22 protein-coding genes and 1 tRNA gene are annotated in these 19,317 nt (G+C 55.5%); 16 read left to right on the top strand and 7 right to left on the bottom strand.

From position 1 onward, the window contains the following. Positions 1-26 precede the first annotated feature (26 nt). The 4 genes from L1047_RS04850 to L1047_RS04835 all read left to right on the top strand — a co-directional run bounded on the left by L1047_RS04850 (position 27) and on the right by L1047_RS04835 (position 2,615). Positions 27-1,187, top strand: coding sequence for a Na/Pi symporter (locus L1047_RS04850; RefSeq protein WP_235277725.1), 1,161 nt, complete (start codon positions 27-29; stop codon positions 1,185-1,187). Between the two features lie 71 nt (positions 1,188-1,258). Then, positions 1,259-1,531 carry a hypothetical protein gene (locus L1047_RS04845; protein WP_235277723.1) on the top strand — a complete coding sequence of 91 codons (273 nt, stop codon included), beginning with the start codon at positions 1,259-1,261 and terminating at the stop codon, positions 1,529-1,531. A gap of 168 nt (positions 1,532-1,699) precedes the next feature. Then, the gene (locus L1047_RS04840) at positions 1,700-2,218 is read left to right on the top strand and encodes a substrate-binding domain-containing protein (RefSeq protein ID WP_235277721.1); all 519 of its coding nucleotides are present in this window, start codon (positions 1,700-1,702) and stop codon (positions 2,216-2,218) included. Then, positions 2,148-2,615 carry a hypothetical protein gene (locus tag L1047_RS04835; RefSeq protein WP_235278947.1) on the top strand — a complete coding sequence of 156 codons (468 nt, stop codon included), beginning with the start codon at positions 2,148-2,150 and terminating at the stop codon, positions 2,613-2,615. The genes L1047_RS04840 and L1047_RS04835 overlap by 71 nt, the downstream gene beginning before the upstream one ends. Before the next feature lie 84 nt (positions 2,616-2,699). Here the strand turns inward: L1047_RS04835 and L1047_RS16500 are convergent, their stop codons facing one another. Next, a complete protein-coding gene (locus L1047_RS16500) occupies positions 2,700-2,825 on the bottom strand; it encodes a hypothetical protein (protein WP_268836140.1) in 126 nt (41 codons plus the stop codon). A gap of 73 nt (positions 2,826-2,898) precedes the next feature. Next, a complete protein-coding gene (locus tag L1047_RS04830) occupies positions 2,899-3,795 on the bottom strand; it encodes a nuclear transport factor 2 family protein (RefSeq protein WP_235277719.1) in 897 nt (298 codons plus the stop codon). 111 nt (positions 3,796-3,906) lie between these two features. Here L1047_RS04830 and L1047_RS04825 point away from each other — a divergent pair, with 111 nt between their 5' ends. From L1047_RS04825 to L1047_RS04800, 6 genes are all read left to right on the top strand, one after another. Continuing rightward, the gene (locus L1047_RS04825; protein WP_235277718.1) at positions 3,907-4,278 is read left to right on the top strand and encodes a rhodanese-like domain-containing protein; all 372 of its coding nucleotides are present in this window, start codon (positions 3,907-3,909) and stop codon (positions 4,276-4,278) included. 46 nt (positions 4,279-4,324) lie between these two features. After that, complete coding sequence (locus L1047_RS04820) at positions 4,325-6,157, top strand: M24 family metallopeptidase (RefSeq protein WP_235277717.1); 1,833 nt, start codon at positions 4,325-4,327, stop codon at positions 6,155-6,157. 62 nt (positions 6,158-6,219) lie between these two features. After that, on the top strand, positions 6,220-6,645 hold the full coding sequence (locus L1047_RS04815; RefSeq protein WP_235277716.1) for a DUF1499 domain-containing protein: 426 nt from the start codon (positions 6,220-6,222) through the stop codon (positions 6,643-6,645). Positions 6,646-6,772: 127 nt separating this feature from the next. Then, entirely contained in the window at positions 6,773-7,654 is an 882-nt protein-coding gene (locus L1047_RS04810; RefSeq protein ID WP_235277715.1) for a carbohydrate ABC transporter permease, read from the top strand. Further along, on the top strand, positions 7,651-8,553 hold the full coding sequence (locus tag L1047_RS04805) for a carbohydrate ABC transporter permease (RefSeq protein WP_235277714.1): 903 nt from the start codon (positions 7,651-7,653) through the stop codon (positions 8,551-8,553). Before L1047_RS04810 ends, L1047_RS04805 begins: the two co-directional genes overlap by 4 nt. A gap of 110 nt (positions 8,554-8,663) precedes the next feature. Next, positions 8,664-9,413 carry a phycocyanobilin:ferredoxin oxidoreductase gene (locus L1047_RS04800; protein ID WP_235277713.1) on the top strand — a complete coding sequence of 250 codons (750 nt, stop codon included), beginning with the start codon at positions 8,664-8,666 and terminating at the stop codon, positions 9,411-9,413. Positions 9,414-9,455: 42 nt separating this feature from the next. Here the strand turns inward: L1047_RS04800 and L1047_RS04795 are convergent, their stop codons facing one another. After that, positions 9,456-10,289, bottom strand: coding sequence for a hypothetical protein (locus L1047_RS04795; protein WP_235277711.1), 834 nt, complete (start codon positions 10,287-10,289; stop codon positions 9,456-9,458). 334 nt (positions 10,290-10,623) lie between these two features. On the opposite strand from L1047_RS04795, the gene prmA reads away from it, so the two are divergent. The 5 genes from prmA (at position 10,624) to L1047_RS04770 (ending at position 15,870) form a co-directional block, all read left to right on the top strand. Continuing rightward, positions 10,624-11,589 (top strand): 50S ribosomal protein L11 methyltransferase, encoded by a 966-nt coding sequence (gene prmA, locus L1047_RS04790; protein WP_235277709.1) that lies wholly within the window; start codon positions 10,624-10,626, stop codon positions 11,587-11,589. Beyond that, positions 11,559-12,365, top strand: coding sequence for a 16S rRNA (uracil(1498)-N(3))-methyltransferase (locus tag L1047_RS04785; RefSeq protein ID WP_235277707.1), 807 nt, complete (start codon positions 11,559-11,561; stop codon positions 12,363-12,365). The genes prmA and L1047_RS04785 overlap by 31 nt, the downstream gene beginning before the upstream one ends. Positions 12,366-12,449: 84 nt before the next feature. After that, positions 12,450-13,715, top strand: a complete 1,266-nt coding sequence (gene hisS, locus L1047_RS04780) for a histidine--tRNA ligase (RefSeq protein ID WP_235277705.1) — start codon at positions 12,450-12,452, stop codon at positions 13,713-13,715. Positions 13,716-13,722: 7 nt separating this feature from the next. Then, positions 13,723-15,453 carry a hypothetical protein gene (locus L1047_RS04775; protein ID WP_235277703.1) on the top strand — a complete coding sequence of 577 codons (1,731 nt, stop codon included), beginning with the start codon at positions 13,723-13,725 and terminating at the stop codon, positions 15,451-15,453. A 120-nt stretch (positions 15,454-15,573) separates the two neighbouring features. Further along, positions 15,574-15,870 (top strand): hypothetical protein, encoded by a 297-nt coding sequence (locus tag L1047_RS04770; protein WP_235277702.1) that lies wholly within the window; start codon positions 15,574-15,576, stop codon positions 15,868-15,870. 70 nt (positions 15,871-15,940) lie between these two features. Here L1047_RS04770 and L1047_RS04765 read toward each other — a convergent pair. Continuing rightward, positions 15,941-16,027: transfer RNA gene (locus tag L1047_RS04765), tRNA-Ser, on the bottom strand. A gap of 106 nt (positions 16,028-16,133) precedes the next feature. Here L1047_RS04765 and panB point away from each other — a divergent pair. Further along, positions 16,134-16,919 (top strand): 3-methyl-2-oxobutanoate hydroxymethyltransferase, encoded by a 786-nt coding sequence (gene panB, locus L1047_RS04760; RefSeq protein WP_235277701.1) that lies wholly within the window; start codon positions 16,134-16,136, stop codon positions 16,917-16,919. Between the two features lie 6 nt (positions 16,920-16,925). Here panB and L1047_RS04755 read toward each other — a convergent pair whose 3' ends face one another. The 3 genes from L1047_RS04755 to L1047_RS04745 are packed head-to-tail and all read right to left on the bottom strand — an operon-like array spanning position 16,926 to position 19,069. Further along, positions 16,926-17,156: a hypothetical protein gene (locus tag L1047_RS04755; RefSeq protein WP_235277700.1), complete on the bottom strand. Its 231-nt coding sequence runs from the start codon at positions 17,154-17,156 to the stop codon at positions 16,926-16,928. A 4-nt stretch (positions 17,157-17,160) separates the two neighbouring features. Further along, positions 17,161-17,997 (bottom strand): alpha/beta fold hydrolase, encoded by an 837-nt coding sequence (locus L1047_RS04750; protein WP_268836138.1) that lies wholly within the window; start codon positions 17,995-17,997, stop codon positions 17,161-17,163. A gap of 34 nt (positions 17,998-18,031) precedes the next feature. Beyond that, a complete protein-coding gene (locus tag L1047_RS04745) occupies positions 18,032-19,069 on the bottom strand; it encodes a chlorophyll a/b binding light-harvesting protein (protein ID WP_235277698.1) in 1,038 nt (345 codons plus the stop codon). Positions 19,070-19,317 lie beyond the last annotated feature (248 nt).

The raw sequence follows: 19,317 nt of genomic DNA, 5'->3' as shown, positions 1-19,317 counted from the left end.
TTATGAGTAGTAATCAAGCGACTTTTATGAGTAGTAATCAAGCGACAGCGCTTCCGTTAGCGCGTGAAGCCGGTTACAAGCCTTTTTTGAATTGGGTTAGTGTTTTAGCGCTCATTTACCTTCTGATTGTTGCAGTCAGTGTCATTGGTTCTGGGTTTAAGGTTGCCCTTGGGGAACAAGCCAATGCCCTTTTTGCTTTTGCCACCAATCCTTTTTTGGGTTTGATTGTCGGCACGGTAGCTACAGCCCTTATTCAATCTTCCAGTACAACCACCTCGATTGTGGTGGGTTTGGTGGCGGGTGGATTGCCCGTAGTAACTGCTGTACCGATGATCATGGGGGCCAATATCGGCACCTCGATTACCAATACTCTGGTCAGTGCCGGACATGTGGCAGATAAAGAGGAGTTTCGGCGGGCCTTCTCGGCAGCGACGGTGTTGGATATGTTCAACATCATCGCAGTGGCTATTTTCCTGCCTTTAGAAATTCTTTTTCATCCTCTAGAGCGGCTGAGCTTGGCTCTGGGATCCCTGTTGGTGGGGGAAGGATCCCTCAGTATGAAGGGGCTCAACTTTGTTGGCATAGCTACTGCCCCAACGGCCAAGTTGATCACCCGTAGCACCCATATCCTGCCCGTCCCTTTCAACGGTATTGTGCAGATCATTCTCGGCATTACTCTAATCTTTTTCTCGATTTACTTTGTGGGCAAGCTCCTCAAGCAATTGTTGGTGGGTAAGGCCAAAGATATCCTGCATACCGCCATCGGTCGTGGGCCGCTGATGGGCATTTTTTCTGGAACAGTGATGACTATTCTGGTGCAGTCTTCCTCCACTACCACCAGTTTGATGGTGCCCCTGGCTGGATCCGGGGTGTTTGGCATGGCAGAAATTTATCCCTTTACCTTGGGAGCTAACATTGGCACCTGTGTGACAGCCCTGCTAGCAGCAACGCCGGTTACGGGGGCAACAGCTCTGCCTGCACTGGAAATCGCCATGGTTCATTTCCTGTTCAACTTTATCGGGGTGATCCTCATTTTCGGGATCCCGTTTATGCGAGGTTTACCGGTACTTGGGGCAGAATCTTTGGCAGCAGCAGCCAGCGAACGCAAAGCTGTGGCACTCATCTATGTGGCGGGAGTTTTCTTTGTGCTGCCAACAGTTTGTTTAGGTATCTCTTTTTTGTTCTAGGGCACTCTGCTTTAGAAGCTTTTCGAGGGATCCCTTGTTGATTGAAAAACCTTTCCTCCGGAGCAGGGTCTATGAATTCCAAAGCCGAATATCTCCAAGAGCTTGAGCAGCAGATCGCAGAGGCTACACAAGCTCTAGAAATTCTCAAATCCGAATATCGTGAAGCTCGAGAAGCTGCCCAGCACAAAGAAATTGAGCGCCTAGAGCAACATCTGGAATCTGCCAAAATTCGCTCTCAAGATCTGGTCAAAGCTACTGATGAAGTCTGGCAAGATCTCAAAGCACTTTTGGATGAGGTGCTGCATAGTATGCGGGAAAGTCTCAAGAAGCTGATCAAGCATTAATATCAAGTCCAGACTGAATTTTTTAATTTAGTCTTGAGAATATTTGGGGGATCCAATGTTATGTTGAGCATAGTTTTGGGCAGATTTAGACGCTCCTTGGGCCTAGCTATGGTGCTGGTGGCACTCTTCTTGGGTGCTGGCTTTGCGCTAGTTTTGGTATAGGCAGGAGTGGTTCAATCTGGGGATGCCAATCGAATTGTGATCGATGGTTCTAGCACCGTCTTCCCGCTGACAGAGGCTGCCAAGCGTCGCTACCTGCGCAACAACCGTCAGGCTGCTGAGGTGGTGGTGAATTTTTCGGGAACCCGTGCCGGGTTTAGCAAGTTTTGTGCTGGAGAAAGCGATATTCAAAATGCTTCACGCCCGATTATCCGCGAAGAAATTGCTGTTTGTGAGGCCAATGGCATCCAGTACATTGAAATCCCTGTGGCGATGGATGCTATTTCAATTGTGGCTCACCCTGATAATGCTTGGATAGACAACCTGACGCTTCAGGAACTGCGACAAATTTGGCAACCGAGCGCTGAAGGACAAGTGACTCGTTGGTCACAGATTCGTCCATCATGGCCTGATCGCCCATTGAATCTGTATGGCCGTGGCCAAGATTCCGGTACTTATGACTATTTCACCCAGGTGGTGGTGGGGCAAGCGGGATCCAGTCGCACCGACTACGTGGCTAGTGGCTAGTGAGGATGTGACTTTCTTAGTAGAAAACATTAGTAATGATCCCAATGCTTTAGGTTTCTTCGATATTGGCAATTACCTGCGCCATTGGGAGGCTCTCAAACCTGTTGCCGTGGATTCTGGACGCGGCTCTATCTATCCTAAGCTAGAGACCATCCATAACTTGGAATATCGCCCCTTGAGTCGGCCTCTGTTGCTCTACATCAATCTGGAATCTTTGGATCAAAAGCCGGAAATTGATAACTTTATCCGTGCTTATCTGAGTGCGCCGGAGCGGTGGATCCCGTTGGTACGATTCTTGCCCTTGTCCAAGCGAGCTTACGAGATGGCGCGTAGCCACTTTCAGCAGCGGTTGGTAGGAACTGCCTTCCGAGGGCAACCCATCGTGACCATTACGTGACCATTACGGTTGAAGAAGCGCTAGGTTCCGGCGGTTGAATAACTGGGGTAATGGGGCTAACCTGATCCAGAATTTTTTGAGGGCTTAATTGCCCCCAGGAGCAGGGGTTTGCCGATCCACTACTGGCGCACCGACGGAGTTGCCACCGCTGCAACCAACCAAAAATAGGCCCAGCACCAAAAAGTAGAGCAGGCGAGCTGAAGAACGCATAGTTTCCTGCCTTGACGAGCACAACTGACAGCACAGATTACCCCAAAGGCATTCCCTATCCTGTGAAGATTCTTTAAGGATTGGCGGGAGCAGACAGGGATCCCTCCAGGGCCAAGCGGTCGCTAACGGTGAGCCGACGGCTCTCTAGGGTAATGCCCGTTTGATTGACCAGCATCACGGAAATCCACTCCGCGCCCGGTTCTTTTGGGGCATCCGCCTGACGGAAGATCCCACCTGCCTGCAAGGGTTCGAGGGGGAAAGAGGTGACTTCTGGGTAGCCAGAGGAGGTGATGGGTTGTTCCGTAACCGCCCCCAAAAGCAAGGAACGAGTCAAGGGCTCCGCCACAATCGCCTGCAGGGAATAGGTAGATCCCGGCTTGACCACATCCGGCAGATTGAGGGTGACCGTGGGCGGGGCCGAACCGGAGGTGAGGGTGCTTGCTTCTTGCAACACCTCTTGGTCGATCAGCAGCAGTTGTTCGGGGTTAGCCGGATCCGGGCGATAGCGATTGCGCAGCAAAGTTGAGGCTTCCACCTGAAAGCTGCCCCGTACCGAGGCCTGGGAGCCCTCCAGCTGGCTCGACACATCGGCAATGATATCGGGGCCCACCTGCCGCCAAGATACAATTTGAGCAGAGTAGGTGAGATCCGGGTGATTTTCCCAGAGCTTTTGAATGGAGCGCTCCACCGCCTCTCGGTCTAAACCATCCTGATGGCGAAACTCAGGGCTGTAAGTGGCCATCACCCCTTCCAAATCGCGGCGATTGGCTGCTTCGATCTGTTGATTGAGCAGAGCAATGAGAGCCTCAGGGGGAGGATTGCTAACTTGCCGTCGGATCCCACCTTCCAATTGGGTCGGGGCTGGCTGGGCTAAAGCCTCTGTTGGAAAGACAGCCACGAACGGGATCCCCAAACACAAGACAGAGGTCAGGGTGAAAAGCTGTTGTAAACCGATCAATGGGGATCTCAAACTGTGGCCTCCAGCAAGCAAATCTGCATTCCAGTCTAGCCTTGTACCGTTTAAGATCCAGGAGGTGAGCTGGATTCCGGCTCACGAAGTTTACCCAAAAGTAAATTCCCCATGGCCCCCCATCACTCCCCTGCGTTTCTAGCCTTGGTCAACGAGGCTAAAAGCCGCATCCAAGAGCTAACGGTTGAGCAGGTACGGCAAAAGCAACTGCAAGGGGATCCCTTTTACTTTGTGGATGTGCGGGAAGAGTCAGAATGGCAGGCCGGCCATGCCGTCGGGGCTATCCATTTGGGCAAGGGTATTATTGAGCGGGATATTGAAACAGCCATTCCCGATAAAGAAGCCGAGATCATCCTTTATTGTGGGGGCGGGTTTCGCTCCGCTTTGGCAGCAGACAACCTGAAAAAAATGGGCTATCAGAAGGTGATCTCCATGGATGGTGGGATGCGGGGATGGCGGGAGGCCGGATTTCCTGAGGAATGAAGGAATTCGATTAAGATTGTGAACCTAGTGCTCTTCCTGCTCGGCCATGACTCGAATCTTACCCCGCTTAGATATTCCAGCCTGCCTACAGCAGTTACGGCAGCTTTTGCAAGAAAAGGATCTGGATGGGTTTTGGGTGCCCTCAGCAGATGAGCATTTGAACGAATATTTGCCGGAAAATCGCAAGCGACGGCAGTGGATCACAGGGTTTACTGGTTCGGCGGGGGATGCCCTCATCGGTCGGGACAAAGCCTGGCTGTGGGTGGATCCCCGCTATCACGAACAGGCCGAACAGGAGGTGGATCTGAGCCTCTTCACCCTGATCAAAGGGGGCTTGCCGGATCAGCCTAGCCTGATGGAGATCATCGAAGCCCTGGGATCCGGGTTTCGCTTGGGGGTGGATCCCTTCACAGTTTCGGTGGCTACTTATCGACAACTGAAAACCCATACTCAGGCGGGAGGTGTGTTGCTGATCCCCACCTCAGAAAACCTGGTGGATAGGGCAAGACAGGGATCCACACCTGACTCTAAACCCTCTGAGGGGGTATCAGAGTCTTTTACCCAACCGATTTATGCGGTGCCCACCAGCCTGAGCGGAGCCACAGTCACCGAAAAGCTGGGCCAAGTTCGGAAACAGATGCAGCAGAAGCGAGTCGGGTTATTGCCCCTCACCAAGTTGGATCAAGTGGCCTGGCTGTTTAACCTGCGCGGATCCGATATTCCCTATAACCCGGTGTTTCGGGCCTATGGCTTGGTCAGCACCCAAAAAGCGGCTCTCTTTACCGATGTGGAACGGCTCAGCCCAGAAGCGCAGAGCAGCCTGCAGGAAGCGGGAGTGGAAATCCTGTCCTACGCCAGCTACGTGGAACACCTGCCTCTCTGGGCCAGAAACGATGCTCCGGTGGGGCTGGATGCTAAACACACCACCCAAGGCACCCAGAACCTATTGCAGAATGTGGCCTGTCGGGATCTGGATCATCCGGTAGAAGCCCTGAAAGCCATCAAAAATCCGGTGGAACTGGAGCAGATGCGGCGGGCCAATCGCAGAGCCAGTCGAGCGAAGATTCGTACCCTGGCCTGGATTGACCGGCAAATCCAACAAGGGATCCCGATCAGCGAAGCGGATGTGGCGGCCACCATGAAGCGGCACTACCAGGAGGAAGAGGGCTGGGTAGGCCTCAGCTTTAATACCATTGCCGGAGCCGGCCCTAACAGCTCGATCATCCACTACGGCACCCCGGATCCCAACATGCTTTTGCGGGTGGGTGAACTTTTCCTGCTGGATTCGGGAGCCCAATACGAAGGGGGCACCACCGACGATACCCGCACCGTTTGGATTGGCCAAGGGGCAGCGAATCCTTTGTGCCAACAACGCTATACAGAGGTGCTCAAGGCCCATATTCAATGCGCTCGCCAGATCTTCCCGCCGGATACCTACGGGGCTTCTTTGGATGGCATCACCCGCTCGACGCTTTGGCACGCCGGATTAGACTACGGCCACGGCACCGGACATGGGGTAGGGGCTTTCTTGAATGTGCATGAGGGGCCAAACGGGATCCACCGACGGGCCAGCACCGCCCTCAAGGTGGGTATGATCAACAGCATCGAACCGGGCTACTACCTGCCGGGATGGGGTGGGATCCGCATCGAAAATCTCTACGAAGTGGTTGCTATTGGTGAGCCAAAAGGATGGATGGGCTTTCGCTCCCTGACTTGGATCCCGTTTGATCGCAGGTTAATCGACTGGGGACGACTCGATGAGGCCCAAACCGCTTGGATTGATCACTACCACCAGCAGGTCTACGAGCTCCACCACGCCACGTTGGATGAACAAGATGCCGCCTGGTTGAAACAGGCCTGTGGATTAGGAGAGCCTTGAGGATCGAAGGCCGGGATCTTGAGAGATAATAATAAGGGATGTAAACTTCACCGCTTACTCGCATGTCTTTCTGGAAACCCTTGGTGTTGCTGGTCGTGCTGCTGTTTGCCCTCGTGGGCGGGATCCCGGCGGTACAGGCTGCTACTGTGGGCGGCTCTCCCAACAATCGTGCTCAACAGGAGGTCGTGCTCTCGGCCAGCCCCGAGCAGGTGCTCAAAGCAGCTGAACAAGCCTTTCAGGTGTGGAAACGGGGGGAACTGGGATCCGTGGATGCCCAGGCTCTGCAAGTGAAAGGGATTTCCCGCACTAACTTTTTCAAATTTGTGGATGATCTGACGGTGACTCTGTCGCCAGTGGAAGGGGATCCCAGTCAAACTCGCCTAGAGATCACCTCCGTAGGCCGTGTTGGGGAGTATGACTTTGGCGGCAACCAGCGCAACATCAACGAGTATCTCAGCATCTTACGGTCGCTGTTACAGCCCGCCTGAGGGTTGGTATACCTGTTGGTACACCTACAGAAACCTGACGAGAATGACAGGATAACAGGATAGAGCCTGGATGAACCATCCGATCCGGGGGCAGCAAAGGTTGAGGGTGCATTTAGCAGCATTATGGATGCCTCTTCTGAAGCGCTGGGGGCTTCTGACTTGGACTTGGCCTGCCTTGGCCTTTTTGCTGGCATTTGCCCTCTATCCGCTGGGATACGCGCTGGTTATCTCCCTGTTTCGGTATCGACTGACGGATCCCACTGGCTCCAGTACTTTTGTGGGCCTGCAAAACTACATTCAGGCTTTGCAGGATCCGCAGGTGTTGGGATCCCTGGGGAATACTCTGCTGTTTGTGGGAGTCGCTTCTGGACTGGAGTTGATCCTGGGTTTGGGGATTGCGGTGTTGCTGGATCAGCGATTGCCAGGCATGGGCTGGGCGCGAGCTCTGTTGCTGACCCCAATGGCGCTAGCTCCGGTGGTGGCGGCCTTGGTGTGGCGGGCGCTGTACAACCCTGATTTTGGCCTGGTATCGCAACTGCTGGGAGGACTAGGGATCCCGTTGGGGCGCGGCTTGATCGGAGAAGCCCACACGGCGCTCTGGGCCTTGATTTGGGTGGATATCTGGCAGTGGACGCCCCTGTTGGCGATTACCCTGTTTGCAGGCCTGCAAAGCCAACCGCCGGAACTGTTGCAAGCAGCTCAACTGGATGGAGCCAATAGCTGGCAAGGTTTTCGCCACATTTCTCTGCCGTTGCTAAGGCCGGTGCTGGTGATTGCCTTGCTGCTGCGGGCGATGGAGCTGTTTAAGATCTTCGACTCGGTGTTTGTGATCACAGGTGGGGGGCCGGGGCGAGCCACCGAGGTGATCAACTACCACATTTTCAAGGTCGGCCTGACGTTTTTCGATGTGGGCTATGGGGCGGCACTATCGGTGCTGCTGATGGGGATTTTGTTGCTGTTTTTGGCCTTTTACGGTTGGGCGGTGGGTTGGGGGGATCGCGCGCCATGAACCTGATCCAGGAGAGGGATCCCAAAACCGCTGTGGCACCAGAGCCTAAGCCCCTCGCCCAGCCCCTTACCAAAGAGCGGAACCGCTGGCTCAGACCTGTATTGCTGTATCTGCTGACAGCTTTGGTGCTGCTGGTGTTCTTGTTGCCGTTGGGATGGATGCTGCTTATCTCCCTCAAAACTGGCCAGGGATCCCAAACCATTAACCTGTTTCAAGTCTTTCGGCCCAGCTGGGAAAACTACTGGGCCCTGTGGCGGGAGGTGCCAGTGGGGCGCTACCTGGTCAATACCCTGATCGTCTCGGTAGGATCCACCCTACTGGCCTTGCTGTTGGGGATCCCGGCGGGCTATGGCTTGGCCCGTCAACCGGGGGTTTTGGCCAATGGGTTGGCCCTGGCGCTGTTGGGGATCCGCCTGTTCCCGCCGATTGCGTTGCTGTTGCCCTTTTACTTGATGATGCGGGATCTACGCCTGCTGGATAGCTACACTGGGCTAATTCTGTTGCAGAGCGTGTTCAAAATCACCTTTGTCGCTTGGTTCATGCGCGGTTTTTTTGTTGGGATGCCGCAGGTGTTGGAGGAAGCGGCGTTGGTAGATGGTTGTGGTCGCTGGGGGGCCTTTTGGCGGGTGGCGTTGCCGCTATCATTGCCGGGGGTGATCACCGTTAGCCTGTTGGGATTCATTTTTTCCTGGAACGATTTTTTCAGCCCGTTAGTGTTGTCAGGGGTGCGCACACGCCTGTTAACCTTGGGGGTTTTAGAAGCCTTTAGCACCTACGAGGTGGCCTGGGGCCGCATGAGTGCTTTGGGGGTGATCGCGGTGGTGCCGGTGTTGATCTTGGCTTTGGTGTTGCAGCGCTACTATGTGCGGGGGCTGACGGCAGGGGCAGTGCGGGAGTAGAGAAGCTCAGGGGTGTTTGGGATCTGGCTGACGAAAGGATGGGATAGTGGAGAAGGTGGGCCAAGCCCTGGCCCGCAAGGGTTACCCCACTGGTTTATTTTTTGGATCCCATGCTCACCGCTCCTGCTTTACAAACTCAACTGCATCCTCTAATCCAGCGCCTGTCGGAGGCAATCCTAAACATTTGGGGATCCAGCCTCACGCTTGAACCCTACGCTCTACCCGAAGATCTCGGCTATGTGGAAGGCCGCTTGGATGGGGAAAAATTGCAAATCGAAAACCGTTGCTACCAAGGGGATCCCTTTCGCAAGCTGCACCTGGAGCTAGCCCGTGCCGGACAAAGCCTGGATATCCTCCATTGCGTTATGTTCCCGCAGCCGCAGTATGCTCTGCCGATGTTTGGCTGTGACATCGTGGCCGGTCGGGGACAGGTGAGCGCTGCCATTGTCGATCTGTCGCCGGTGACGCCGAACTTGCCGCAGCCTTATATCCAAAAGTTGGAAGCCTCGGGATCCCGTCTGGCCCCGTTTCAGCAACGGCGAGAGCTACCCCAGTGGGGAGACATTTTCTCTCCTTACTGTCTGTTTATTCGCCCCAGTGATGAGGAAGAAGCAGATCAGTTTTTGGCCTTAGCCAGCCGCTATCTAGAGATTCACTGTCAGCTTGCCCAGCAGATGACCCCGCAGACGGATCCGAGCCAGATTCTGGCCAACTATCAGGGACAGTACCGCTACTGCAGCCAGCAACAGCAGAACGATCGTACCCGTCGTGTCTTGGAAAAAACCTTTGGCCCCGCATGGGCCGAGCGCTACATGAACACCGTCCTCTTTGATTTACCCCCCAGCCCTGGAGTGGATTGAAATCCTCAGAGCAGAGGAGAGCGGATTTTAGCGGATTTGACCTTAATAGGGATCCCCTTGTAGCCGCTGCTGGATGCTCAGGGCCAATTTTTGCCCCAAAAACTCCGGCATCGAAGTGGAAGAATCCGGCCCCAAAAGATAGAAAATAAAGCGGGTTTGATCGCGGCGCAACATCAAATTCAGGTTGATCACCGTCAGATCCTCCTGCCAAAGGGCAGTCATCACCCGATAAAACATACCCGGTTGGTTATCGGTATCCACCAGAAGGGTGGGTAAATGAAACACTTGATCCGAATAAAAAGAAACCTGTGTGTCTTTCAGCCCAGCTTTGAGATCAAACTCTAAAGCCAAGGTTTCATGAACGCGAAAGACACCCGCCAAGCACTCGTGAATAGCTCGTTCCAAATTGAGCTTGGTTTGGGAAGACAGGCTATTCCCATCTCGGGATACGGTGATACGGATAAACACCAAATGGGGTGAGTAGATCTGCCCATAGAGGTTGATACCATGCACCGACAGATTAAAGGCAGTGAGTACCCCAAACAGATCGCTGAGCAGGGAAGGTTGGTTGCGATAGGCCAGACAAACCACCGTTTTGCGCCGTTCGTCCTGCATTTGCACTACGGCCTTACGGGTTTGATAGAGGGCATAGGCTAAACGCAGATTTTGTGCCTGCACCTCACTACTGACAAACTGGCTGTAAAAAGAGGGAAAGCTTTGGTTGAAGCGCCGCATCAGGGCCGAGCGAGTGCTGACTTTGATCGGCTGTGGTTCTACATTGGCGACCATTTTCCTGATCTCCCGCTCTTCAGCAACCCGCAAAGGGGCGACTTTGGGTTTTAGGGTGCTCTGCTGTATCGACTGCTCGGCTGACATCAACCTTGCCACCTGCATCTGCCCTCACTCCATCGACGCTCAGTACACTCAACCTGCCTAAGAAAGGGGCAACTGAACCCCAGCCATCCGCAAGATCACCGAGGTTCAATCAAGAATGCCAACAATGGCTCCAATTCTTTTAATTTACTTTATCTCATGAGGCTAAGCTGGGTATCAAAAGAGCAGGTGCGGGCTATCCCCTAATCGGGGGGATCCGGGCGGTTACTGCTCTCTTAGTCGAGCTAGATTCTAAGGCTCTGCCGGTTTTGCCTGGCTCTTGTGGCTCAGCCTCTATGTGTTTGTTTTTTCCCTTTTGTCTGTTGAAGGAATCCCTGTGAGCGCGACTGTTGCCGATCCAACCTTGACCGCACCTGTTCACTCCCCGGATCCCAGTGCCGCTTGGTGGGATCTCAACCTAATTGCTGCTGCTCCCCAAGAGGATCTGATCTTTTGGCGGCTGGAAAGCTTTGGTTCTCAGGGCATGACCAGCCAAACCTATGGGGAAGGACAGTTGAGCATCCACGCCTATTTGCCTTGGCCCCACACCACTCTCTTGGATTTAGCAGCCCTCTCCCTACGTCTACGGCAAGATGCCCTGATCGCCGGTCACCGTACCCCACAACTGCGTTGGGAACGCCTAGAGCCGGAGGATTGGAGCAGCACCTGGAAGCGCCATTGGCAGCCGCAGGCTATTGGAGACAAGTTGCTCATTTGTCCGGCCTGGTTGGATCCCCCACCTCATCCCGGTCGTCACCTGTTGCGCATGGATCCGGGTATGGCGTTTGGTACGGGCATACACCCCACCACCCAGTTATGCCTGGAGTCGCTGGAAATGCGCCTGGAAACCTGGGGAGAGGTGCGCCAGGATCCGGTGCATGAGGATCCCCCGGCGGCGACTTTGGCGGATGTGGGCTGTGGCTCTGGTATTTTGTCGTTGGCGGCAGCTCTGTTGGGGGCGAAGCAGGTGTTTGCAGTGGATACGGATCCGGTAGCGGTACAGGCGACGCTTCTCAACCGCGATATGAATGGGTTGACGGATCGCATCGCGGTGGCCCAGGGCAGCTTAGAGCATATTCCCCAAATGGTGGATGGGCTGGTGTGCAATATTTTGGCGGATGTGATTTTGGATATGATCCCAGAGTTTCGCCTGGTGGTGAATGAGGGGGGATGGCTGATTCTCAGCGGTATTTTGATCGATCAGGCCAAGTTTGTGGCGGAAATGTTGGAGGCCAACGAATGGTTGGTGGCGGCCCTCTGGAGACGGGGGGAATGGTGTTGTCTGAACGCACGCATGACCTAAGTGCCCTGCCCCGGCTGGCGATTGCGCCCGAGCAACGGGATCCGGCGGGCAACTTGAACTTAACTGGCTCTCAACAGCACTATTTACAGCGGGTACGCCGCCTCAAGCTCGGGGATCCCTTTCTGGTCTTCGATGGCTCTGGGATCCTATGGTTGGCCCATTGGCAGCCGCAGGGATCCCGGATCGCGGGATGGGTGGAAACCCGACCACGGGAGTTGCCGATTCACATTCATCTGGGACTGGCCGTCGTCAAAGGGCCGAGCTTTGACGAGGTGTTTCGTCAGGTCACGGAGCTAGGGGTGGCCCAGATCACCCCTTTGCTGACGGAGCGAACCGTATTGGAGCCGGGGTCAGGGCGGCAGGAACGCTGGCAAAAAATTGTGCAAGAGGCCGCAGAACAATGTGAGCGCTTGCGCTGGCCCCAGATTGATTCCCCTACCGCCTGGACGGACTGGGTCAGGGAGCTCAGGGCCAACTGGTGGGGGGTTACTGTGGCTCGCCAAGAGGCTCCTTTCTTGCTGCAGGCTTTGCCTAAATCGGTGGTGGCTGCGGATCCCGTCTTTCAGGTGGCTATTGCCGTTGGCCCCGAGGGAGGGTGGACGGCAGCTGAACTCCGGCAGGCCCAAGCGCGGGAGGGAGTGCCCGTCTCGCTTGGGGCGACAATTTTGCGGGCCACCACCGCTGCGGTTGTCGCTACCAGCCAAATCGCTGCTGCCTATCCTTGTGCGCTGGATCCTGGCGCACCTGGCTCGGAACTTCAGCCCCAGAGAAACTGATCCGGTCAGCAGTCCGCTGGCGCTATGGTTGAGAATGGGTGAGCAATGGCGCGGACGAACCCGCCCGAGAGAGGGAGATAAGGGATGGAGATTATCCAGGCGGTGCGGGGCACACGGGATATTCTGCCGGAGGAGGTGGGGATTTGGCAGCAGGTGGAGGCTAAGGCCCGCGAGATCTTGGGTCGGGCCAGTTACCAGGAAATTCGCACCCCCATTTTTGAGTTGACGGAGCTGTTTGCCCGTGGCATCGGCAGCGCCACCGATGTGGTGGGCAAGGAGATGTACTCCTTCAGTACCCGGGGTGAGCAGGAGGTGAGCCTGCGCCCGGAGAATACCGCCGGGGTGGTGCGGGCCTATATCCAACATGGCTTACAGGCGGCGGGGGATGTGCAGCGCCTTTGGTACTGTGGGCCGATGTTTCGCTACGAGCGCCCGCAGGCGGGCCGGCAACGCCAGTTTCATCAGTTGGGCTTGGAACTGATCGGCAGCCGGGATCCCCGCGCCGACGCGGAAGTGATCGCCCTGGCCTGGGATCTGTTGCAGGCGGTGGGGGCGGAGAACCTAACCTTGTTGCTCAACTCGATTGGGGATCCGCAGGATCGGCTCGCCTATCGCCAAGCGCTGGTGGACTATTTCACCCCGTTTCGGGAGGAACTAGATCCCGATTCGCAAGACCGACTCACCCGCAACCCGCTGCGCATTCTCGACAGCAAGGATCCGCGTACCCGCGAAATTGCGGATCGGGCACCAAAACTGCTGCAGCACCTCAGCTCAGACTCCCAAGCCTTCTTCGAGCAGGTACAAGCCCAACTGCAAAGTTTGGGGATCCCCTATGAGTTGGATCCCTATTTGGTGCGGGGCCTCGACTACTATACCCACACCGCCTTTGAGATCGTCTCTCCCGATTTGGGAGCCCAAAGCACCGTCTGTGGGGGCGGTCGGTACGATGGCTTAGTGGCGGAACTGGGTGGCCCCTCTACCCCGGCAGTGGGCTGGGCCATGGGCATGGAGCGGCTGGTCTTGCTGTTGCAAAAAAAACAAGGAAGGGTTGCCTCTGCCCCAGTTCAGGTTTATGTCATCTCGCGCGGGGCGAAAGCAGAGGCCCAATCTCTACAAATTGCCCAATCTCTACGCCAAGCCGGTTTCCACACCGAACTGGATCTGAGTGGCAGTGCCTTCGGTAAACAGTTCAAACGAGCCAGCCGCAGTGGGGCCATTTGGGCTGTTACTCTGGGGGATGCGGAGGCTGTCGCCGGAGAGGTGCAGCTTAAGCATTTGCCTACAGGTGAACAGCAAACCCTCTTGCAAGCCGATTTGGCGAATTATTTGGGATCCCAGTTGGAGAGGTGACGGAGTTATGTTGAGCTTTTGGGTTAGGCGTGAAGGCCAGGAAATCTGGGAACCGGTGCCAGCAGAGGGAACGGTGCTGGAGGAAGACACCTACACCATCGTGGCCCGCTCTCCACAACCTCACTTCACCATTACAGTCGAGGTACGCCAATACCCACTTGCTCCAGGGGAGAGCTTACCAACTTCACCCGCTTCCAAAGAAGATCTCAACACCACGCCTGCCCAAACCCAAAGTCGTTCTGTTCGCACCAACGATGAAGGCATTGGCATTATTCTTCCGGCTAGCCACCTCACCCCGGGCTTTTGGGAACTGCACTGTCGGGATGCCGACTTAATTGCCGAGCTGTTTGGCGAAGCCGAAGCGGAAAATTGTCTGCGCTTCCAGGTGATGCCGAGTGGATTGGGTTCTAGTCTGCCAATGGGTAGGCCCCTAGAGATGGCGCTACCCCCTCTGGCTGAGCCGGAGCCTGTGCCCCCTGCTAACCCGCAAGATGCTTTGCCAGAACGGGTTCCCTTCTCCCCCGAATCGACACCGGAGCCCACCCCAGAATGGGCGGCAGAGCTGTTTTCCCTCATGCACACGGAGTTAGAGGGATCCCCAGATGAAGTGCTGGTGTTGACGGGTCGGATTGGCTGTAGTGGCGAGCTGCGGGTTCAGGTTTGGCAGCAAGGGAAAGATCTACCGATTTTTGAGGGGCAACGGCTGATCCAATTTCCTCCCGAGGCTCGCACGGCGGTGTTCAGCATTCCCATTACCTTGCCCAACCACACCTGGACACGCCCCCTGAATGGGGAATTGGTCTTAACCCCCACCTCCACAGGTTGGCGGGATCCGAACAGCCCCTCCCAGCCCCTGACGATTGCCTTTTCCATTCGCTGTCGGGGGGAAAGTGATAGCCTCAACTCTCCTCCCGCAGAGGAAGCCTCTGCCCCAAGCCCTGGGATCCCGCTCACCCGTTTGCGGGAAGGAGCCGCCCAAGCCGCAAGCAGCCGTCGTTCCTCTACCACAACTCTTCTTTCTCCCGAGCGTACCCTGCAAAAGTTGCTCCGCATTTGGCAACAGAGCACCCCTATGCGTGAGGGGGATCCCACTCCACCTGTCCTTCAGGTTGCCGAACCGATTGCCACCGAGCCAGAAACGACAACTCCCGCTCAGCCGCAAGTAGTTGCTACCGCAACTTCCCCAGCCACCGAGCCACAAGCCCTCCAACTCCCCTCCGCAGACCTTAGTCCGCAACTTACCCCCGAGCCGGAGCTGAGTCGGATCCCTGTGGCCGAACTAGAGTTGCCAGCTCCTACCCCCGAGCTGCCCTCATCCGAAGGGGTTTTCCCGCCAGACGTGGTTGCTGCTCCCATCGGTGAGTCTCTTCTCCCTCCCCATCCGCCCGGACTTTGCCCCACCCCTCAACTGTTGGTACCAGAGCAGCTCCGAGCCGGAGATAACTTCGATGTGGTGCTGCGGTTACCCGCCCTCGCCGAGCCTCCCCCCAGTGGATTTACCCATCAGGCCCCCTTTTGGATCAAGTTTTGGGTGAAGCATGGCCGCACCCGCTCTTTGGTGGATGGCCCCCGCTGGCTGTTGGATTTTTCTTGTGATGAACAGGGGCAGTGGCAAGCTCTCACTCGCATGACCATCCCGCCGGGAGTACCAGAGCTCATTTTTGAAGCCTGGGCCGTTAGCCCGGATCGACAACAACAAAGTGATAGAGTCACGGAGCGCCGCCTGATTCAGCCCTGAGTTCATGAAGGGATATTCACAGATTGCGGAGACTGTCCTTGAACAAGCCAAGCGGAAAGGAAAAATCGAGGGTAACAACCAGATGGGATCCCATATTCTCGAGATCTAAGGAGGCTCTAGATGACAGCCACCAGTGAGCCCACTCTTAGAGATGTGCTGAGCGCGATCGAAGGGATCCGCCAGGATGTCGAAGGGATCCGCCAGGATGTTGCCAGGACAAACGAGCGGCTGGAAATCGTCGTGGTAGATCAAGCGCAACGCTGGACTGAGCAGGAGACAGAGAACCGAGTGATTTTGGATCGGATCGACTCCTATCAGAAGGCAAGTACCCAGGTGGTTAATCTTGCTTTTGCCCTGATTGGAGCTGCCACCGTTGCTTTGGTCGGTATCGTCCTGAGACTTGCTGTCAACCTGTAGAGGGTATTCCCCTAGAAGCGGGATGACCGCCCTTCGACAGTATTTCTCGGCTTCTAGGGTTCCTAGGAAACGGAAGGGGTGGGATTCGAACCCACGGTGACCTTGCAGCCACAACGCTTTTCGAGAGCGCCACAATCAACCACTCTGCCACCCTTCCAGGGTGAAACTCAGCCTACCCGATCTTACGATCTTAATGGTAAAGGGAGTCTCCCGTCTGGCCACAGTCACCCCCAGCAGGATCCAGTTGATGAGATCATGAAAGTATGGCTGCCCTTTCCATTCACCACTTTCGTCGAGCCAAGCAGGATGGCCAACCTTTGGTTGCTCTGACGGCTGCCGACTATGCCATCGCGCAAATTTTGGATCAAGCAGGGATCGATTTGATTTTGGTGGGCGATAGCCTAGCCATGACCAGTTTGGGGTATACCAGTACCTTACCCCTCACCCTCGAAGAGATGCTGCATCATGCACAGGCGGTGCGCCGCGGGGCACAGAGAGCTTTCTTGGTGGCGGATTTGCCCTTCATGACTTACCAAGTCCACAAAGAACAGGCCCTCCTCTCAGCAGGACGGTTGATGAAAGAGGCAGGCGTAAATGGAGTCAAGTTGGAAGGGGGCTACCCCGACATGGTGGAAACGGTGGCCTTTTTGGTTCAGCGCGGCATCCCGGTCTTGGGGCATATTGGCCTCACCCCACAGGCCAAACATCAACTGGGGGGCTATCGTCAGCAGGGCAAAACCTCTCCAGAAGCGGAGCGTTTGCGGCAGGAAGCCCTGAACCTAGAGCAGGCAGGGGCATTTGCCCTGGTTTTGGAACACATGCCCACGCAATTGGCTGCCCAAATCTCGGAACAGGTGGGGATCCCCACCTTGGGGATTGGCGCTGGGCCAGACTGTGATGGGCAGATCCTGGTCACCCACGATTTGTTGGGGCTAAGCGAGCGGATCCCACCCTTTGCCAAAGCCTATACCAACCTACGGCAGGTCATCCTAGAAGCGGTACAAGCCTTTGCCCTCGATGTCCAGAAAAAGGCTTTTCCGCCCGGCTAACGGATCCTACCCCTTGAAGTCAGGGCAATTGATCGCAGATTCTGTTAGGGCGTGACGAGGGTGTACTGTACATTTCAAGTAGGGATCCCCGCTGTAAAACCTGCAGTTGTGGCAGGGGATGCGGTGCATTTGTTGGGCTTGATGCAGAATGGCGGCAATCGCTCTGCCAACGGTCCATAGAGGCAGCAGCAGCAACAGCCAGGCAATCATCATGCTCAGGGGAGGTGGAAGAGACATCGTATCAGCCCTCAGAGGCCAAAGGATTCATCGAATGGGCCAAGGGGATTTCTCCCAGCCCACGCCAAAACTCTAGTATTCGCGATGCCACTCTGTGGGGGAAGAAATAGTGGAAAAAATGTCGACCCGCCGGACAGCTCCATAGGTGATCCTCCTGCTTGAGGTGATCCTGCCACTGCGCTAACCCAACTGGATCCACAATCGGATCATCTTGGCTGCCACACACCAGCATGGGCACCCTGACCAGGGGAACAGGGATCCCAACTACCCGAAATACAGAATGAGGCACGGGAGAAGTATCCAGCTCCTTGGCCAAAGCCATGGCCAGAGGTCGTACCCGTTCCCACCCTTGTTCAGCCAGAAGGATTTTTGCGGTGCGAATGAGCAACTGTTCCCGGCTACAGGGCAACAATTGCCGCTGCACATAGAAATGAGCATGCCAAGTGGCCATGGGCTGTCCAGCCACCGCTAGCACTGTTAAAGAGCGTACCCTTTCCGGGTGCAGTGCCGCCAAGAGTAAGGCCAGTACCCCACTCAGGCCATGACCGATGACATGCACCGGTTGTGGCAAAGTGTGCAGGTGCTCGCACAGTAAGACTAGAGCCGTCTCCAGACCACTGGGCTCATCCTGGCTCTGGTGATACTCCCAGTGCGCAATAGGGCAAGAAGTTCGCAAGTACTGCAACAACGGCTGATCAAAAAGCTTCAGACTGGGTGACACACTTAACCACAACACCCCTGCTGGCTTCGGTTCAATCAAGCTCAAACTCATACCCATACCTCGAATGCGGTCAAAACAGAGGATAGGGATCCTACTGGCCCACAGCCGCTTTATCCCCATCCTCAAGAACGTCCCGATCTCTAAGGACTAGCCCTCAAGAGGAGGCTGACTCTGGTACACTCAAAGCGCGCTCCACCCGTTTGAAATCGAAGCCCATGGCTCGCAACGCATGCCACAAATGCCCCTGCAAGAAAAAGAAGGCCAAGAAAAAGTGAGCATTGGCCAACCAAGCACGGGCGGTATGAGCACCTAGAGGCAGCTTGATCGTGTCAGCAAAATAAGGTGCAATGCCCAATTTCACCGTGAGAGGAGGACCATAAAATTCCGGCGGATAGGCCAGGGTATTGACTGCGCAAAAGTAAGCAGCCACGAATCCCGCCAGGGCAATTCCCCCCAAGGAATAGGACAAAATCGCTTCCCCAGAAAAGATCAACACCCGCTTGGCCCAGGGTAACGGTGGCGTGAGGATATGCCAGATCCCGCCTGCCAACAAGAGGATCCCGACAAAGAGATGCCCCCCCACCAAGTCTTCCAAACTGGTGATGCTGGCAAAGTGGGTTTGATAGCCATAGATCACCCAAGGATCCAATGTCGGTTGGGTGACGGTGCGAACCACCTGCTGAGTTGAGTCGTACAATCCACCCCAGTACATGGCTTTACCCACCAATAGCAAAGCACCTGCCCCCAGAAACAGCAGATGATGCCCGAGAATCATGCCCAACTGGGCCGGGTCATTCCACTCAAAGTGAAACCGTTTGGCTCTTCCCTCGGCATCTTTGAGGTTTTCTGGCCCCTTGATGGTGTGAAAGAGTGCACCCGCCCCCAAAACGGCGCTGGAAATCAGGTGCAGCACTCCGATGACAAAATAGGGGTAGGTATCGAGGATCTGCCCCCCTTCACCCACTCCAAATCCCAACGTGGCCAGATGGGGCAGCAAAATCAACCCCTGTTCCCCCATCGGTAGCTCGGGATTGAAGCGCGAGATCTCAAACAGGGTAAAAGCCCCCGCCCAAAGAGTGGTCAGGGCAGCTTGAGCCACATGGGCAGCGATGAACAGACCCGATAAATGGGCGAAACGAGCGTTGCCCGCGTACCACTCATAGGTGACCTGCGGGTTGTCGTAGGTTTGCATGGTGACAACTCCTAATAGTATCTAATGTCAGTTTTGAGGGATCCCAATCGCTTGACCAAAGCTGACCTTTCTCACCCTTTAGAGTGAAAAGCTGGACAGAGAGGCGACAAAAGACAGCCGCTGGATGAAACAGAGGCGGTAAACCTTAGCTTCGACAGAGGCTAAATGAGAAGTACACTCAATAAGCTGACCTACGCTAGGGTACGCTTATTTGAGAATTAGTTTCAATAGACTGGCTGTAAATCTTT

This window comes from Synechococcus sp. Nb3U1, assembly GCF_021533835.1.
In the GTDB taxonomy this organism is placed as follows: Bacteria; Cyanobacteriota; Cyanobacteriia; order Thermostichales; family Thermostichaceae; genus Thermostichus.
The sequence above is the reverse complement of the archived record's forward strand: the minus strand, read 5'-3'. Positions and strand labels throughout refer to the sequence as shown.

Bases quoted from the DNA above. Each gene is read 5' to 3' on its own strand.
- L1047_RS04845 (WP_235277723.1), top strand. From the start codon at position 1,259: ATGAATTCCAAAGCCGAATATCTCCAAGAGCTTGAGCAGCAGATCGCA.
- L1047_RS04770 (WP_235277702.1), top strand. From the start codon at position 15,574: ATGACAGCCACCAGTGAGCCCACTCTTAGAGATGTGCTGAGCGCGATC.
- L1047_RS04825 (WP_235277718.1), top strand. From the start codon at position 3,907: ATGGCCCCCCATCACTCCCCTGCGTTTCTAGCCTTGGTCAACGAGGCT.
- L1047_RS04815 (WP_235277716.1), top strand. From the start codon at position 6,220: ATGTCTTTCTGGAAACCCTTGGTGTTGCTGGTCGTGCTGCTGTTTGCC.
- hisS (WP_235277705.1), top strand. From the start codon at position 12,450: ATGGAGATTATCCAGGCGGTGCGGGGCACACGGGATATTCTGCCGGAG.
- L1047_RS04785 (WP_235277707.1), top strand. From the start codon at position 11,559: ATGGTGTTGTCTGAACGCACGCATGACCTAAGTGCCCTGCCCCGGCTG.
- L1047_RS04835 (WP_235278947.1), top strand. From the start codon at position 2,148: ATGACTATTTCACCCAGGTGGTGGTGGGGCAAGCGGGATCCAGTCGCA.
- L1047_RS04850 (WP_235277725.1), top strand. From the start codon at position 27: ATGAGTAGTAATCAAGCGACAGCGCTTCCGTTAGCGCGTGAAGCCGGT.
- L1047_RS04805 (WP_235277714.1), top strand. From the start codon at position 7,651: ATGAACCTGATCCAGGAGAGGGATCCCAAAACCGCTGTGGCACCAGAG.
- panB (WP_235277701.1), top strand. From the start codon at position 16,134: ATGGCTGCCCTTTCCATTCACCACTTTCGTCGAGCCAAGCAGGATGGC.
- L1047_RS16500 (WP_268836140.1), bottom strand. From the start codon at position 2,825: ATGCGTTCTTCAGCTCGCCTGCTCTACTTTTTGGTGCTGGGCCTATTT.
- L1047_RS04745 (WP_235277698.1), bottom strand. From the start codon at position 19,069: ATGCAAACCTACGACAACCCGCAGGTCACCTATGAGTGGTACGCGGGC.
- L1047_RS04775 (WP_235277703.1), top strand. From the start codon at position 13,723: ATGTTGAGCTTTTGGGTTAGGCGTGAAGGCCAGGAAATCTGGGAACCG.
- L1047_RS04800 (WP_235277713.1), top strand. From the start codon at position 8,664: ATGCTCACCGCTCCTGCTTTACAAACTCAACTGCATCCTCTAATCCAG.
- L1047_RS04755 (WP_235277700.1), bottom strand. From the start codon at position 17,156: ATGTCTCTTCCACCTCCCCTGAGCATGATGATTGCCTGGCTGTTGCTG.
- L1047_RS04795 (WP_235277711.1), bottom strand. From the start codon at position 10,289: ATGTCAGCCGAGCAGTCGATACAGCAGAGCACCCTAAAACCCAAAGTC.
- L1047_RS04810 (WP_235277715.1), top strand. From the start codon at position 6,773: ATGCCTCTTCTGAAGCGCTGGGGGCTTCTGACTTGGACTTGGCCTGCC.
- L1047_RS04820 (WP_235277717.1), top strand. From the start codon at position 4,325: ATGACTCGAATCTTACCCCGCTTAGATATTCCAGCCTGCCTACAGCAG.
- L1047_RS04750 (WP_268836138.1), bottom strand. From the start codon at position 17,997: ATGGGGATAAAGCGGCTGTGGGCCAGTAGGATCCCTATCCTCTGTTTT.